This is a genomic window from Ahrensia kielensis DSM 5890, assembly GCF_000374465.1.
Taxonomy (GTDB): domain Bacteria; phylum Pseudomonadota; class Alphaproteobacteria; order Rhizobiales; family Rhizobiaceae; genus Ahrensia; species Ahrensia kielensis.
Map to the genome: position 1 here is coordinate 73,177 of NZ_KB894530.1, position 16,829 is coordinate 90,005.

The 16,829-nt window shown below is 48.2% G+C and carries 13 protein-coding genes; 10 read left to right on the forward strand and 3 right to left on the reverse strand.

The window, feature by feature from the left end; translation table 11 throughout:
- Positions 1–86: 86 nt before the first annotated feature.
- Entirely contained in the window at positions 87–1,616 is a 1,530-nt protein-coding gene (locus tag C504_RS0109695; RefSeq protein WP_018689135.1) for a sigma-54-dependent transcriptional regulator, read from the reverse strand.
- Between the two features lie 170 nt (positions 1,617–1,786).
- Between C504_RS0109695 and C504_RS0109700 the strand changes: the two genes are divergently transcribed.
- The 7 genes from C504_RS0109700 (at position 1,787) to hemH (ending at position 11,078) form a co-directional block, all read left to right on the forward strand.
- Positions 1,787–3,610, forward strand: a complete 1,824-nt coding sequence (locus C504_RS0109700) for a M3 family oligoendopeptidase (protein WP_425393377.1) — start codon at positions 1,787–1,789, stop codon at positions 3,608–3,610.
- A 14-nt stretch (positions 3,611–3,624) separates the two neighbouring features.
- Positions 3,625–4,506, forward strand: a complete 882-nt coding sequence (locus C504_RS0109705; RefSeq protein ID WP_018689137.1) for a heme-dependent oxidative N-demethylase family protein — start codon at positions 3,625–3,627, stop codon at positions 4,504–4,506.
- A 76-nt stretch (positions 4,507–4,582) separates the two neighbouring features.
- Positions 4,583–5,677: a carboxynorspermidine decarboxylase gene (gene nspC, locus C504_RS0109710; RefSeq protein ID WP_026317367.1), complete on the forward strand. Its 1,095-nt coding sequence runs from the start codon at positions 4,583–4,585 to the stop codon at positions 5,675–5,677.
- Between the two features lie 136 nt (positions 5,678–5,813).
- The gene (locus C504_RS0109715) at positions 5,814–7,052 is read left to right on the forward strand and encodes a saccharopine dehydrogenase family protein (protein ID WP_026317368.1); all 1,239 of its coding nucleotides are present in this window, start codon (positions 5,814–5,816) and stop codon (positions 7,050–7,052) included.
- Positions 7,053–7,229: 177 nt separating this feature from the next.
- On the forward strand, positions 7,230–7,595 hold the full coding sequence (locus C504_RS0109720; protein ID WP_156815916.1) for an Omp10 family outer membrane lipoprotein: 366 nt from the start codon (positions 7,230–7,232) through the stop codon (positions 7,593–7,595).
- A gap of 200 nt (positions 7,596–7,795) precedes the next feature.
- The gene (locus tag C504_RS0109725) at positions 7,796–9,880 is read left to right on the forward strand and encodes a 5'-nucleotidase C-terminal domain-containing protein (RefSeq protein WP_018689141.1); all 2,085 of its coding nucleotides are present in this window, start codon (positions 7,796–7,798) and stop codon (positions 9,878–9,880) included.
- Positions 9,881–10,019: 139 nt separating this feature from the next.
- Positions 10,020–11,078 carry a ferrochelatase gene (gene hemH, locus C504_RS0109730; RefSeq protein ID WP_018689142.1) on the forward strand — a complete coding sequence of 353 codons (1,059 nt, stop codon included), beginning with the start codon at positions 10,020–10,022 and terminating at the stop codon, positions 11,076–11,078.
- Here hemH and C504_RS0109735 read toward each other — a convergent pair whose 3' ends face one another.
- A complete protein-coding gene (locus C504_RS0109735; RefSeq protein ID WP_018689143.1) occupies positions 11,079–12,059 on the reverse strand; it encodes a KpsF/GutQ family sugar-phosphate isomerase in 981 nt (326 codons plus the stop codon). It lies immediately after the preceding gene.
- Positions 12,060–12,243: 184 nt separating this feature from the next.
- Here C504_RS0109735 and C504_RS0109740 point away from each other — a divergent pair, with 184 nt between their 5' ends.
- The 3 genes from C504_RS0109740 to C504_RS0109750 all read left to right on the forward strand — a co-directional run bounded on the left by C504_RS0109740 (position 12,244) and on the right by C504_RS0109750 (position 16,306).
- Complete coding sequence (locus C504_RS0109740; RefSeq protein WP_169385106.1) at positions 12,244–13,707, forward strand: outer membrane beta-barrel protein; 1,464 nt, start codon at positions 12,244–12,246, stop codon at positions 13,705–13,707.
- Between the two features lie 77 nt (positions 13,708–13,784).
- Complete coding sequence (locus tag C504_RS0109745) at positions 13,785–14,999, forward strand: lytic murein transglycosylase (protein ID WP_018689145.1); 1,215 nt, start codon at positions 13,785–13,787, stop codon at positions 14,997–14,999.
- A 74-nt stretch (positions 15,000–15,073) separates the two neighbouring features.
- A complete protein-coding gene (locus tag C504_RS0109750) occupies positions 15,074–16,306 on the forward strand; it encodes an SGNH/GDSL hydrolase family protein (RefSeq protein ID WP_018689146.1) in 1,233 nt (410 codons plus the stop codon).
- On the opposite strand, the gene C504_RS0109755 is transcribed toward C504_RS0109750, so the two are convergent.
- Positions 16,303–16,611: a DUF1244 domain-containing protein gene (locus C504_RS0109755; RefSeq protein WP_018689147.1), complete on the reverse strand. Its 309-nt coding sequence runs from the start codon at positions 16,609–16,611 to the stop codon at positions 16,303–16,305. The two genes, C504_RS0109750 and C504_RS0109755, sit on opposite strands and share 4 nt — an antisense overlap.
- Positions 16,612–16,829: the final 218 nt, after the last annotated feature.

The window sequence follows — 16,829 nt, forward strand, 5'->3', positions numbered from 1 at the left end:
AACGCAAAATGCGGTGGAACAATGACGAAAAGGGCTATTGGGGGCCGTATTCGGTTTATGGTTAGCAGATGCTTAACGTTGGATAGCTATTCGACCAGTGTTTCTGGTTCGATCCCAAATTCCTTGAGTTTGCGATAAAGTGTCGAGCGACCAATGCCCAAACGCCGTGCAACTTCACTCATTTGCCCGTTATAATGGGTGATTGCATGTTTTATGGCGAGTCTCTCAATCTCTACAAGAGGGCGTATATGGCCATCATTTTCGAGCATTAAATTGTCTATGCTTGAAAGCTCAGTATCAAAATCTGATGGCGCTATATCAACATCGCTTCGCCCGACTGGATAGTTGGGTGCAAGTTCGGGCGCATTCACGGCCTGAATTTGGCTGTGCTGCTGTGTTGCTGCCGGTAAATCGACTTGCGCTGCGATATGTTGAAAGTCTTGCAGGTCGAGCGTGAGACGATCACATAATACCATTGCACGGAAAATCGTGTTTTCTAGTTGGCGTATGTTGCCCGGCCAATCATAGCGCTCAAGCAAGTGGATGGCTGCATCAGAAATGGCCTGTGCTGCGAAGCCTTGCTGACTGGCATTATGGCGCGCGATAAAATGCTCGGCCAAGCCTCTAATGTCGCCGCGGCGGTTGCGCAGCGGTGGCACCAAGATTGGAAATACATTGAGGCGGTAATAAAGATCTTCGCGGAAACGGTTTTCGCGCACTGCTGCAATAAGATCGCGGTTGGTCGCAGAAATAAGCCTGATATTGACTTTGCGGCTGGTGCTTGAGCCAACCGGTTCGACTTCGCCTTCTTGAATGGCGCGCAGTATTTTAACTTGCGTGCTAAGTGGCAATTCACCGATTTCATCAAGAAACAACGTGCCGCCATTGGCTTCGACAAATTTGCCCGTGTGTTTTTCTGTTGCGCCGGTAAAGGCTCCCTTTTCATGGCCGAACAAAATGCTCTCGACCAAATTTTCTGGGATTGCGCCACAGTTAACAATGACCAGTGGTTTGTTTGCTCTGTCACTGCTGGCTTGAATGGATTTTGCGATTAATTCTTTTCCGGTGCCGGATTCGCCTTCAATCAGGACAGGGATATCGCTGTTTGCAGCACGTTTCACCAGCTCCGCGACACGGTTCATGGTGTCTGTCGACGCAATCATTTTTTGCGTATTGGCACGGTTGAATGTTGCTTCGATGTGCTGCTTCTTTGGTGTGCTTTTAACAGCTTCAATTTTAAGGGCGTCGCACAGTGAGGATTTCAGCCGATCAGGCGATACGGGTTTAATAACGAAATCAAACGCGCCTGCACGCATTGCTTTGACCGCTGTTTCCATGCCGCCTTGTGCCGTTTGAACGATCGTTGGCTTGTTGATCCCGTGCTCGCGCATGAACTTTAGAACGCCGTGACCATCAATGCCTGGCATCATCAAATCCAAAACCATTGCGTCGATATCACAGGAGTGATTGCCGGAAAGCGCATCAATTGCTGCTTCGCCATTTTCGCAGCACCAAGTCTTATAGCCCATATTTTCAATTGCCGCTTGCAAGATGCGGCGTTGCACCGGATCATCGTCGACAATTAAAATCGTAGATTTGTTGACTTGCGCTGACAAATTCTGTCCTTAAGCTTAATAACGAAGTTGAATTTCAAGTTCAGCAACAAACTGGCACAAACGGCTAAATACGGCCCTAACTTAAACGGTAAAATTGCAGCTATCTGTCTGCTAAAGTCCGCAAAATGGGAAATGGTATGTCTCCAATGACTAAAGATGTGATTGAAATAATGAAGCCTCAAAATTGGGCAGCAGTCACTGAAAGCGGTGCTCACACATTAGATGAAACGCGCTTGCCAAAATGGAAGTTGGAAGATTTGTATCCGTCGCTGGATTCAAAAGAATTGGCTGACGATTTTGACAAGGTGAAAGCGGGCAGTGCCGAGTTTGAAGAGGCATGGAAAGGCAAGTTGGCTGTTGCTGTTGCCAATGGAAAGTTAGGCCAGGCGGTCAAGCAATTTGAAGAAATTCAAGAAATCGCAGGTCGCATCGGCTCTTATGCTGGTTTGCTCTATGCTGGTGATACGTCTGATCCAGCGCGCGCGAAATTTTATGGCGATGCACAGCAAAAATTGACCGATGCTGGCTCGCATCTCTTGTTTTTTGGCCTTGAGCTAAATTTGCTTGAAGATGAGCAATTGCAAAAAGCAATTTCAGAAGATGAGTTGGCGGCGCATTACAAGCCGTGGCTTGAAGATTTGCGGAAAGATAAGCCTTACCAGCTGGAAGATCGCATTGAGCAACTCTTCCATGAAAAATCCTTAACCAGCCGCGGGGCGTTTAACCGTCTTTTTGACGAAACGTCTAATGCGATGCGCTTTGAGGTCGATGGCAAGGAACTGCCTTCCGAGCGTGTGTTCAATTTGCTTCAAGAACCGGATGGTGAAATCCGCAAAAAAGCGTTTGAAGCGATTGCGAATAAGTTCGGCAAGGACATTCGCCTTTTCACTTTGATCACGAACACGCTGGCGAAAGACAAGGAAATTTCTGACCGTTGGCGCGGCTTTGAAGATGTGGCCGACAGCCGCCATCTAGATAACCGCGTTGAGCGCGAGGTTGTGGACGCATTGGTTACAGCCGTGCGTGAGAGCTTCCCGCGTATTTCGCACCGCTATTATGCGATGAAAGCAAAATGGCTGGGCATGGAAAAGCTCAATTCATGGGACCGTAATGCACCGCTGCCTGAAACGCCCAATGCTGTTGTTGCGTGGGACGATGCGAAAGAGACCGTCCTTGCTGCCTATAATGGATTTTTGCCTGAAATGGCGGATATCGCGCAATTGTTCTTCGATAATAATTGGATTGATGCACCTGTTCGCGAAGGCAAGGCATCGGGTGCTTTTTCTCACCCATGCGTGCCGTCGGTTCACCCCTATGTATTGCTCAATTATTTGGGCAAGCCGCGCGATGTGATGGTGATGGCGCATGAGCTTGGACATGGCGTGCATCAGGTGCTAGCCGGTGACCAAGGTGCGTTGATGGCATCGACACCGCTTACATTGGCTGAAACGGCTTCTGTGTTCGGCGAGATGCTGACATTCCGCTACATGCTGTCAAAGGTTGAAGATCGGCGTGAACGAAAAGCAATGCTGGCGCAAAAAGCCGAAGACATGATCAATACGGTCGTGCGCCAAATCGCATTTTACATGTTTGAACGTAAAGTCCATGAAGCGCGGCGTGAAGGGGAAATTACCTCTGAACAGCTTGGGCAGTTCTGGATGGAAGTGCAGGCGGAAAGCTTGGGCCCTGCGGTAGAACTCAATGAGGGCTATGAAAATTTCTGGGCCTATATCCCACATTTCATCCATTCGCCGTTTTATGTTTATGCCTATGCATTTGGTGATTGTTTGGTGAACTCGCTCTATGCGGTTTATCAAAATGCCGAGAGCGGATTTCAAGATAAATATATGGATATGTTGCGCGCGGGCGGCACTAAACATCATTCAGAATTGCTTGCTCCGTTTGGCCTTGATGCCTCAGGTCCTGAATTTTGGAAAAAGGGTTTAAGCGTTATTGAAGAGATCATTGATGAGCTTGAAGCGATGGAAGAGTAGGCTCAGCCTTCGTCATGCGTGATCGTTCCTCACAATTGGAAGCTTTGCCTAAAGCATTTGAAATTGGTGTCGCGCCGACAACGCGCGATGCTCAATGGTTGCGACCTTTCGAGGGTATGGGAACTTATCTGACTGAAAAATCGCGCTTGCTGGCATGCGATTTTGATCTGGTGTTCGCCGATATTGGCGGCACAGATGATGGCCAGAGACAGGTACTGGAGCTGGTTAGCGAGCATTTGCTGAAGCAGTTTCCAGAAACATATCTGGCGGCGGGCGATGACATAGTTGTCACGGTCGATGGGGCACAATTTAATGTGCCGATTAAAACGGCTGAAGCGCCGCTTGTAACGGCATCCAAGCTTCTTGCTGATGATCTCGTTATCATGCGCAAAAGTAATGATGGTTGGCAGCTTGCTTGCGGCTGTGTTTGTTTCCCGTCAGCTTGGAATGTCAGGCAAAAAATCGGCAAAATAATGTCGGATGTTCATGCGCCTGTACCAGACTTCGCACAAGGCTCGCGAAAAGCAACAATCATTGAGCGGATGTTTGATGCTTTGCAAATTGGCGCAACTGTTGAGCGCTACAACTGGTCACTTCATTCGGTTGATGATTTGCATTTGCCTGAACCAGAAGACGGCGACTATCTGGATATGGACGATCTGGCGCGTTTGTTTTTTCGCGGTGAGGTGCAAACACTGACCAAGCTACCTTCCGGGTCTGATATTCTTTTTACCATTGGCGTTTATGTCGATCCGCTTGACGTTTTGCGGCGTAACTCTGAACTCATTGGCGATTTAAACATGCAGTTGATGGCCCTTAATGGGGAACAACTTGATTATAAGGGGTTGCGCGGCGTGCGCGATCGCCTACATGGACATCTTAATTCGATGGGCTGACCTAAAAGCCCATTTGTCATAAGATTGTATCATTGATCGCCTCTATGCTGGCGTAAAGCCAAGGGCAAACAGGAACCTGATGGAAACACCTTACTATTTGATCGACCGGTCCAAGCTGGCTGCTAATATGGCAAAGATGGACTATTTGCGCGAAGCTTCTGGCGCCAAATGCTTGCTTGCATTGAAATGTTTTGCCACATGGCCTGTTTTCGATACGATGCGCGATCATATGGATGGCACAACGTCGAGCAGCCTTTATGAGCTAAAGCTTGGCCGTGAGAAATTCGGCAAAGAAACCCATGCCTATTCTGTCGCGTGGGCCGATCATGAAATTGATGAAGCGGTTTCTTACGCCGATAAGATCATCTTTAATTCAGCCAACCAGCTTGAGCGGTTTGATAATAAAACCGCAAATATCAAGCGCGGCTTGCGTTTGAATCCGGGGTTTTCGACCTCTGGTTTTGATTTGGCAGACCCATCGCGCAAGTTCAGCCGTTTGGGTGAATGGGACGTTGAAAAATTGCATCTTTATGCTGATCGCATTTCCGGTGTGATGATCCACTATAATTGCGAAAACGATGATTTTGATAAGTTTTCCAAGCAATTGGAGCGTATTGAGAATGAATTTGGTTCGTTCCTGCAAAAGCTTGAGTGGGTAAGCCTTGGCGGCGGTATTCATTTTACGGGCGAGAATTATCCGCTCGACAAGCTGGCGGCGCGCCTCAAAGCATTTGCCGAAAAGTTTGGTGTGCAAGTCTATCTTGAGCCAGGCGAAGCGGCGATCACCGGAACGGCAAGCTTAGAAGTCACGGTTCTTGATCTTTTGGAGAATGAAAAGAAACTGGCGATCGTTGATAGTTCGGTTGAAGCGCATATGCTGGACTTGCTGATTTACCGCGAAAGCGCGCGCATGGAGAGCGAAGGCGAGCACGCCTATATGATCTGCGGCAAATCATGCTTAGCAGGTGATGTGTTTGGAGAGCGCTCATTTAAAGAGCCGCTTAAAATTGGCGACCGGCTGTCGATTGGCGATGCTGCTGGCTATACACTGGTTAAAAAGAACTGGTTTAACGGCGTAAAAATGCCGTCCATCGTCATCAAGGAACTAGATGGTTCTTTGACTTTGTGCCGTGAATTTGGCTACGACGAATTTGAAAGCAGCCACGGTTAGAGCAAGATGCGAAAAAGCGGGAACTGGTTTTTCGCAAAAATCTTGCGGCAATAATTTTTAGAGCCGCTTTGCGGTTCAACCTGATTACAAAGGCCCCTAAAGGTCGGTTGTAATCCTCAAAAGGAGTATTTGAGCGTTGAAAAAGAACTGTTTGATTGTCGGTGCGGGCGGTGTTGCACAGGTTGTGGCGCATAAATGTGCGCAGAACAATGATGTGCTTGGCGATTTGCATATTGCCAGCCGCACGGTGTCCAAATGCGATGAAATCATTGCATCTGTTCACGAAAAATCAGCAATGAAAGTTGATGGCGTGTTCAAAGCCCATGCGCTGGATGCAACCGATACAGCAGCGGTTGCCGCGCTGATTAAACAAACGGGCTGCGAGATCGTTATCAATGTTGGCTCTCCCTTCGTGAATATGACCGTCTTGCAAGCGTGTATCGACACGGGCGTTGCCTATATGGATACGGCTATCCATGAAGAGCAGGATAAAATCTGCGAAACGCCGCCTTGGTATGGCAATTATGAATGGAAGCGCCGCGATGCTTGTAAAAGCGCCAATGTGACCGCAATTCTTGGCGTTGGTTTTGATCCAGGTGTTGTGAACTCTTACGCGCGTTTGGCTGCCGATGATTACCTTGATGTTGTTGAAAGCATTGATATTGTTGATATTAATGCAGGATCGCACGGCAGATGGTTCTCGACAAACTTTGATCCGGAAATCAATTTCCGTGAATTTACGGGTACTGTTTACAGCTGGCAAAAAGGCGCTTGGCAATCGAACAAAATGTTTGAAGTGGGCCAAGAATATGACCTGCCAGTTGTTGGCAAACAAAAGGCCTATATGACGGGCCACGATGAGGTTCACTCACTTTCAAATCGCTACCCTGAAGCTGATGTACGCTTCTGGATGGGGTTTGGCGATCATTATATCAATGTATTTACGGTGCTGAAAAACCTTGGCCTTTTGTCGGAGCAACCGGTTAAAACGGCCGAAGGGCTGGAAGTTATTCCGCTGAAAGTGGTCAAAGCTGTTCTTCCTGATCCTTCAAGCCTTGCGCCGGATTACACGGGTAAAACCTGTATTGGCGATATTGTTAAAGGCACGAAAGACGGCAAACCTGCGGAAGTTTTCATCTATAATATTTCCGACCATAAAGAAGCTTATAACGAAGTTGGCAGTCAGGGTATTTCCTATACGGCTGGCGTTCCACCTGTTGCTGCTGCGATGTTGATCGCCAATGGTACATGGGATGTGGGCGAAATGGCCAATGTGGAAGACCTTGATCCGAAGCCGTTTTTGAACCTTCTTAATGAGATCGGCTTGCCGACACGCATTAAAGATGCGGATGGTGATCGCGCGCTTACATTCTAGGTGAAAAGTGGGGCGGCGCTTTAGTGTCGCTCACATAATACGCTATAATATCAGGCGAAAATCGACGTGCATACGTTAAATATAAACTTATGTTTCGTAAATTTTGCTGTTGATTTAGTTTAAATTGATTTAAAAGAGTAGCCACAAAGAAAGTTCTAGAAGGTAGAAAAGATGCGGATGATGAAATCGACTGTGGCCATTGCGGTTGCTGGCATTGTGTTGAGTGGCTGTGTCGCGACAGGGCCTTCTGGCCCATCACAGCGCCCTGCACCAGGGCCGACATTTGCTGAAGGTAACTGGAATCAGGGTGGCTTGGCGTCATATGTTTTCGGCAACGGTAGCTTCGTTGGAACAGCTGCTGATACCGGCAATAAAGTTGCTGACGGAACCTATCGCTATGTCAACAATAATACGATCCAGATTTCGTCTTATTCAAGCGTTCAGCAAAAAACGATTGTCGCGAATTGCCTGCTTGTAGCTGGCGGCACGTTGATGAATTGCACAAATGACTCAGGACTGAACTTCTCGCTCACACGCGCATAAGAACGCTCCTAACTGTCTCAAATTGTAACAGTTTGATTTCATTATCCCGTATACGGCGAGTATGCGGGATTTTGTGTGTTTGGATGGCGTTTCTTCGTTGACGAGCGTGCTGATTCATTGCCACATTGATTTACGGTATTTGTCTATCGCGCTGCCAAGATAAGGCGCCGCGATATTTAATAGGCTTAAGGGAGACTATCATGAAGAAGATTGCTGCAATCGCTGCGATGAGTGTTTCAGCATTGGCGCTGAGCACAAGCTTCGCGGCTGCTGATTATGAATTAAACATTTTGCATATTAACGATCTGCATTCGCGTATTGAATCGATCAACAAATATGATTCTACCTGCGGCGCTGAAGATGAAGCCGAAGGCGCTTGCTTTGGCGGTGTTGCCCGTGTGCAAACTAAAATTGATGAGCGACGCGCCGCTTTGAAGAGCGAAGAAAAGAACGTTCTTCTTCTTGATGCTGGCGATCAATTCCAAGGCTCTTTGTACTACACCACTTATAAGGGTGATGCTGCTGCTGAATTCATGAGTGGCATGGGCTTTGATGCGATGGCTGTTGGCAATCATGAATTTGATGATGGTCCAGAAGGTTTGAAAAAGTTTCTAGGCAATGTCAATTTTCCAGTGATTTCTGGCAATACAATGGCTGGCCTAAGCACAGGCATTGAGGGCGGTATTACGCCTTACGTGATTAAGGAACTTGGCGGCGAGAAGGTCGGTATTTTGTCTGTTTTGGCAACTGATACCGATGAAACATCTTCCCCTGGTAAAGATGTTCTTTTCCTTGATGAAGTGCGCTATTTGAAAGGCGCTGTTGCTGCACTTGAAGCGGAAGGCATTAACAAAATTGTGTTGCTTTCTCACGTTGGTTTGACGCGCGATAAAGAGATTGCTGCAGCCGTGGACGGCATTGATGTGATCGTTGGTGGCCACAGCCACACACTTTTGTCCAACACGGATGAAAATGCAGCGGGCACCTATCCGCTGAATGTTAAAAACCCATCTGGCAAAGATGTGCCGATTGTTCAGGCTTATGCCTATTCAAAATATTTGGGCGAGCTGAAAGTTGTTTTCGATGATGAGGGCAATGTTACTTCTGCTAGCGGCGATCCGCATCTCTTGGATGCGTCCGTTGAGCCAAATGCCGATGTTCTTGCACGTGTTAAAGAGCTTGGTGGCCCAATTGAAGAGCTTAAAGTTCAGGTTATCGGTGAAAGCACTGATGTGATCGACGGTAGCCGCGATGTTTGCCGTGCGGGTGAATGTTCAATGGGCACGCTCGTTGCGGACGCTCTGCTTGATCGCACCAAAGACCAAGGCGTTGTTCTTGCCATCACAAATGGCGGCGGTCTTCGCTCGTCAATTGATGCTGGTGAAGTGACAATGGGCGAAGCGCTATCTGTGCTTCCTTTCCAGAACACACTTGCAACATTTGAGACAACAGGGGCTAATCTTCTGGCTGCGCTTGAAAATGGTGTTGGTCAGATCGAGGAGGGTGCTGGACGTTTCCCGCAAGTTGCGGGCATGAAATACACCTTCGATAAGAGTGCTGAACCGGGTAGCCGTATCACCGAAGTTATGGTTGCTGACGCAGAAGGTAATTTCTCTGCACTTGACCCTGACGCGACATATTTGGCTGCAACCAATAATTATGTGCGTAATGGCGGTGACGGATACAGTATGTTTGTTGATGCTGCCAATGCCTATGATTTTGGTCCGGGCTTGGAGCAAGTTCTTGCTGATTATCTAGCCAAAAATAACCCGTACACGCCTTATACGGACGGGCGTATTTCAGAAGCTTCTTCTATGGAAAAAGCTGAAATGGAAAAGCCTGCTGAAGAAGCTGCTGCCGAAACAGAAATGAAGGCAGAAGTTGAAGTGACGGTTCCTGAAACAACTTTGGGTGCTGGTGATTTGTCAGTTTCGAGTCCGGTAATTGAAATTGCGCCACCGGTTGATATGGTCAAAGACGCTGAAGTAGACGTTGCCGTTCCTGAAACAACGCTGGGTGCCGGTGATCTTTCAACTAGTAGCCCCAAAATTGAAGTTGAAGCGCCAAAAGCTGAAATGGCTGAAGGCGAAGAAATGAAGAAAGAGGAAGTGGCTGAAGAGGCTATGGAGATGAAAACCCATACAATCGCAGCTGGTGATACTTTGTGGGATTTGGCCAAAGAATTCTATGGCAAAGGTCAAATGTACACCAAACTTCAAGAAGCAAACCCACAGTTTAAAGCAGGCGACTTGGAAATTGGCGCAACATTGAACGTACCGAAGTAAGTTCTCTTTCTTACTTGTTGCATCCCCGTCAGGCTTAAGCTTGGCGGGGATTTTATTTATCACGCGGACCATTTTGACGCATTGAAACATTGGTCCCGAGGTCTATTTACCGTCTGACCTGAAGCTGCACTGAAATGAAATGTCTATTATGATTGATCCTGATTTGGCTAAAGCCGTCGGTCCGCTCCCTGCGGATCACCCGAGTGTTAAAATCCACAAGGTGGGTGTGCTGCTCGTCAATCTGGGCACGCCAGATGGTACAGACTTTAAGTCGATGCGCCGCTATTTGCAGGAGTTCCTTACCGATAAGCGCGTCATTGAGTGGCCAAAAGCGCTCTGGTATCCAATTTTATATGGTATTGTGCTCAATACGCGGCCCGGTAAAGTCGGCAAGGCTTATGAGACGATCTGGAATAAAGAACTGGATGAAAGCTATTTGCGCACCTATACGCGGTCGCAATCTGACAAATTGTCAGCTGCTTTAAAATCGCATGAAAATGTCATCGTTGATTGGGCAATGCGTTACGGCAAGCCATCGATTGATGAGAAAATCACGGCTTTGCGAGATCAGGGCTGTGACCGGATTGTCGCTTTTCCACTTTATCCGCATTATGCGGCTGCGACGACTGCCACGGTCAATGACAAAGTTTTTGAATCATTGATGAAAACGCGGTTCATGCCAGCTTTGCGTACCGTGCCTTCGTATCATGATGAGCCAATTTTCATTGAGGCAATCGCGCGTTCTATTGAAGAACATTTGGCTGGTCTTGATTGGGAGCCTGAACGCCTCATTGCTTCGTATCACGGCATTCCGATGAGCTATTTCAAAAAAGGCGATCCCTATCATTGCCAGTGCTTGAAAACATCGCGCCTTCTTGAGGAACGTCTTGGCTGGGAAAAGGGTAAATTAATGACGACTTTTCAGTCGCGTTTTGGCCCAGAAGAATGGTTGCAACCCTACTTCGATAAAACGGTAGAAGCATTGCCAAAACAAGGCATTACGAAAATCGCGACGATCAATCCGGGGTTTGTTTCAGACTGTCTTGAAACATTGGAAGAGATCGCCGTAGAGGGCGCAGAAATCTTCGAAGAAAATGGCGGCCATCATTACACGCATATACCGTGCTTAAACGATAGCGAGGGCGGTATGAGCGTTATTGAAGCGATGGTTCGGCGCGAGTTACAGGGCTGGATCTGATCAAGCAACGCCGATACGCAGTAAATCATGCAGATGAAGAATGCCGACAGGTTTTTTGCCGTCCACCACCATCAAGGTTGTGATGCCTGATTCATTGACGATGGTCAGTGCGGTGGCGGCCAAATGATCGGGTGTGATCGTCTTTGGGCTGACGGTCATTACATCATCAACGCACATGGACAGCAGGTCGCCTTCGATGTGACGGCGTAAATCACCATCGGTGATAATGCCTGACAAGCTACCGTCTTTTGCAACAACGCCAGCGCAGCCAAAGCCTTTTTGACTGATTGTGATGATTGCTTCACGCATATGCGTGCCTGCAGCCACCAGCGGCAATTCGTTGCCTGTGTGCATAATTTCTGCAACCCGCTTCAAATTTGCGCCAAGCTGTCCGCCGGGGTGGAATTTTTCAAAGTCGGTTGCTGTAAAGCCGCGCTCTTCCAAAAGTGCAACCGCTACCGCATCACCGAGCGCCATTTGCATGATTGTGGACGTCGTTGGTGCCAATCCATGCGGGCAGGCTTCTTCGCTTTTAGGCAGTGCCAATATGATATCGGCTTCTTTGGCCAAGGTTGAATTAATGCCGGATGTGACGGCGATCAGCGGAATTTCAAAGCGCCGTGAATAATGCAAAATGCCGCCCAGTTCGCGCGACTCGCCTGACCATGACATGGCAATAATCGCATCACCTCTAGCAATCATACCCAAATCGCCGTGGTTGGCTTCAGCAGGATGAACGAAATAAGCAGGCGTGCCGGTTGATGCGAGCGTTGCTGCAATTTTTGAGCCGATATGACCGCTTTTGCCTACGCCTGAAATAATCACGCGGCCTTTGATGTTTTTGAGCAATTCAATTGCTTTTGAAAAAGGTTCACCAAGGCCGTTTTCGAGTGCATTTTTGACAGCATCCAATCCCGCTTTTTCGATATTCAGCGTACGTAGTGCTGAAGCGACGCCGGTTTTTTCGGATGAATGAGCCATGATTTTGCTTTCCCGTTTTTGAGAGGGCTACGTTACACAGAATAATTTGTCCATGCGGCAAGCTGTGACAGACGAAATTCTTCAGATTTTACGTAAATTTGGTGCCGTTTGGCACCTTTATCAACAGTTCATTAACCGCTCTTGTTTACTTCTAATTAAGCAAAGCGAGGTTGTGCACGTCATCATGTCTGCGAAATACAGTGAAAATATCGGTTATGGAATGCGTGGGCGCAATGCCCTGCGTGTTTTGTTGCTCTGTATGCTGTGTTCAACTGCGGTGATTCCAGCTGTCGCTCAAGAAATTGAAGCCGAGGAAGATACGCTGGTCATTGGTGATGCCGGTGAAATCGGTACGCTAATTGAAGATGATGGAAGTGCCGAGGATGTGCTTGCTGAGCCGGTTGATACAACAGGGCGCATTGCGGCTGTTGGCGGTGTCGATCAAGGCACAATGATTGATGAAGGCGATCCTTATGCCGCGCAGGGCATACGGCTTGGGAATTTCACATTCCGACCTTCTGTTGAAATCGGTTATTCGGCGACTAGAACAGTTTCCAGCTTTGATGCGGGCGGCACCATTGGCACGTCGACCAGTACTCAGAGTTCGGTTGAAAGCTCGCTTCGGATGCTTATTAATTCTGATTGGAGCCGCCACGCGCTACAGCTGAATATGGGCGGATCGTTTCCCAAGCAGCTTACAGGCGAGGAACAGGACCCTGTTTATGATGCCAATGGTAGTTTGCGTCTTGATCTGACGAATTCAACGACATTGACGCTTGGCGGACAAATTAACGTATCACGCGATGATCCGCAGTCTGCTGGATACTTCACGGCGACAGATCCTGTGCTTTTTCCAGGAGTTGTTGGTGTTAACGATCCGCAGACCACGGCATATGGCGGTTCTGCTGCTTTAGCGCATGATTTTGGCGGCGTGACCGCTGCATTGACTGCTGCTATACAGCGTTTGGAATATAGTGCTGCACGTTTGAGCGATGGCAGAACGATCTCGCAGTCTGACCTCAATGCGACCAATTATGATATTGCATTGCGCGGCGGTTATGCACTGTCCGGGATTATATCACCATTTGCCGAGGTTAATTACGGGCAAAGAATTATGGATGAAGACCTTGATAGCGCTGGTGTTGATCGCAATGCCGTGCGTTACGGTTTACGTGTTGGCGCTGAAGTTGATATGGGCGAAAAGCTCCAAGGTGAAGTCTCGGTTGGTTATGGCTTGGAAAAGCTTGCTGATCCGCGCTTTGATGCCATTGCCGGTGCAACCGTTGGCACAGAATTTACTTGGTCTCCGCTTCGCGGCACAGATGTAACTTGGGCGACCAACACATCGTACCAGACAAGCGGCGACGAAAATGTTGCAGGGTCAATACTCTATGCAACTGAGCTTGGTCTACAGCACCGTATTTTATCTAATTTGACTGCAACAGCCGCATTGGGTGCAAGTTATGAAACCTTTACGGGTGCGCAGGCCGACGAAAATACACTGAGCGGCCAAGTTGGGTTGGTCTATAATCTGAACCGTTATGTCGCTCTTACAGGCCGTGTGCGGCATGAAGAGACATTCAGTTCAGATGCCACGGCACGCGGAAACACGACCAGTGGTTTTGTTGGTTTGAGATTGCAGCGATAATTCGCTGCCAAAATTTGTCCACTAATGTGCGTAAAATCGAGTTGAGATATATGTTTGATATATCCGGGAGCAAGAAAATGTTAAATCGCCGTAATTTGATGATCGGTGCAGCCGCGACACTCATTAGCGCGGGCACTATGGTTTCAACTCCTGCCTTTGCAGATGCAGGCTTTCAGCAATGGATACGTGATTTTCGCGGTGTCGCTGCTAAAAATGGTGTTTCAACAAAGATCTATGATCGCGCCTTTGCAAATGTGAAAACGCCCGATGAGGAAGTTTTACGCAAAGCGCGCTTTCAGCCAGAGTTTAAAGACGAAGCGTGGCAATATATTGATAGCCGCGTGAATGAGCGCACCGTTGCTACTGGCCAAGAGATGGCGCGTAAATATAAGCGTTTGCTCGATCAAATCGAAAGCCGCATGGGCGTTAGCCGTTATATTGTGCTGGCGATTTGGTCGATGGAATCCAGCTACGGCGAGGCCCTTAAGGACCCTGAGCGTTTGCATTATGTGCCCCGTGCATTGGCAACGCTTGGTTATGCGGACCGCAGACGCGCGAAATTTGCACGCTCACAGCTTATTAGCGCATTGAAGATTGTGCAGAATGGCGATGTTTCACTCAATGGCCTGACCGGATCATGGGCAGGTGCGATGGGCCATACCCAGTTTATTCCAACCAGCTATCAAGCTTTTTCAATGGATGGCGATGGTGATGGCCGCAAAGATATCTGGAACTCGATTCCTGATGCTCTTTATACCGCGGCGAACTTGCTTCGTAAAAACGGTTGGCGGTCAGGTGAGACATGGGGATATGAGGTTTCTCTTCCTTCAGGACGCAAATTCCCGGGCGGTTCGGTCAGCCTTTCTCAATGGGAACAAATGGGCCTTCGACGTCCAAACGGCAAAGGGTTTCCTGCGCCTTCACGCAATGCCGAACTCAAAGTTTTGCAAGGGCGCGATGGACCAGCCTTTTTGATGACAAAGAATTTCTTCGTCATCAAGCGCTACAACAATGCGGATAAATATGCGCTGGGCGTTGGGCTTTTGGCCGATCAAATTGCCGGTTTTGGTGAGCCTAGCAAAGATTGGAAGCGACCTTATACGCGCATTTCTGTCGCTGAGGCTGAAGAACTGCAACAAAGATTGAAGCGCAGCGGTTTTTATGACGGTGCGATTGATGGCAAGCCTGGGCCGCAGACCCGTACAGCGATTAAAGCGTTTCAATCGCGTTATGGATTGGCGCAGGATGGATATCCATCAATGGAAGTGCTAAGTGCATTACGTCGCAGATAGCGGCGTTATCTAACTTAGCGAGTGCTGGTTCATTGGTTCAATTGATGAAGTCGTTAGCGTTGAGCATACGGCATATGGCAAAATTATTATGTGTGTTTGTTTGCGCCGTGGCATTGATGCCGTTTGCGCAAGCAATTGCTCCTGTACCTGCATTTGTTGCGACCAGTTTTGTTCAGCAAGCACAAGCGCAAGAGCGCCCGAAAACACTTTTAGACCTATTGTTTAAGCGGCGAGATAAGCCAGACAAGCGTATTCAAACAGCTCCCAAGGCAAGTAAAAGAAAAGCTGCGCCACGCAAAGCCGCCGTGCCGCGTCAGAAAAAAGCAGTGCGCAGCAGCGCGCAAAAAGCAACTGCGAGTGCGCGTGCGGTATCGACGCCGCAAGTTGAGAAGGCCGAAAATGCGCGCCGCGTTCTGGTGATCGGCGATTTCACGGCTGATGGTATGAGTGATGGCCTGAAAGATGCTTTTGAAGGCGTTGCCAATGTCGTTGTTGAAACACGCACCAATGGCTCATCTGGCCTTGTGCGCGACGACTTTTACAATTGGCCCAAAGAGATACCGGCCATTATTGAGGAAATAAAACCGGTAATCGTTATTGTTATGCTTGGCTCGAATGACCGGCAAATCATGCGCATTGATAATAAGTCTGTGAAGGTTGGTCTACCTGAGTGGGAAGCTGAATATGTTTCGCGTGTGAACTCTTTGATTGGTACAATTCGTGCAACCAATACGCCCGTCATGTGGGTCGGTAGCCCGCCTTTCAGGTTTCGGGCGATGTCTGCTGATATTTTGTTGTTTAATGAAATATACCGTAAAGCTGTTGAAGCAGCTGGCGGGTATTTCGTTGATATTTGGGATGGCTTTGTTGATGAAGCAGGAAACTTCATTGCAACTGGTTCAGACATCAAAGGCCAGCAAGTAAGGCTACGCGCCAGTGATGGAATCAATTTTACTGCGGCAGGCAAGCGTAAAATGGCATTTTATGTCGAGCGCCAACTCAAGCAATTGCTTGGCGATGCTGCATCTCCGCTTTTGACCTCGCTTGCAACAGACAATGTGCCCATGTTGACGCTGCCGCCTTTGCAAAATGAGGCAGATTTAGAGCGCACCAATCCGATTTCTATGGATGACCCTGATTTTGATGGGGGGAGCATTTTGCTTGGGGACGTTTTGCAGATTCGCGAGCCTGTTGTGGACAACCCATTGATTGCCAAATCGGTGCGCCAGAGATTGATTGAAGACGGCGTGCCACCGCCTTCACAGCCAGGCCGTGTTGATGAATTTAAATGGAGCGACGACGGTTAATCGTGCTTTGGCGCGCTTTGTGAAAAGGCCGTTTTTTGCTCTGCCGTTGCTTCTGTTTGATATTTACCGCGCCATTCATCGTAAGGCATTCCGTAAACAATCTCACGCGCTTCCATCTTGCCCAGTTCGATGCCTTGCTCTTCGGCCGCATCCTTATACCAATTGGATAGGCAGTTACGGCAAAATCCCGCAAGATTCATCATATCGATATTTTGCACATCTGTGCGGGTGCGCAGGTGAGACGTTAAACGGCGAAAAGCTGCTGCTTCAAGTTCGGTTTGTTGCTCTTTTGATAGGTCAGCCATAATCAATGCCTTTTTGCTTGCTGCGTACTATATCGACGTCTTTGGGTGCTCATTCAAGGTGATGTTAAGATTCTAAAGTGGGAATTCAGTGAGCGAAGGCACTGAATTGCTAAAATTGCATTGACTTGTCATACAGCCATGCCAAAAACAAATACGATGTCGAACCGGTAGAATTTTGAAATTTTGTCGGTATAAATTGGGTAATGTACGACTTGTTT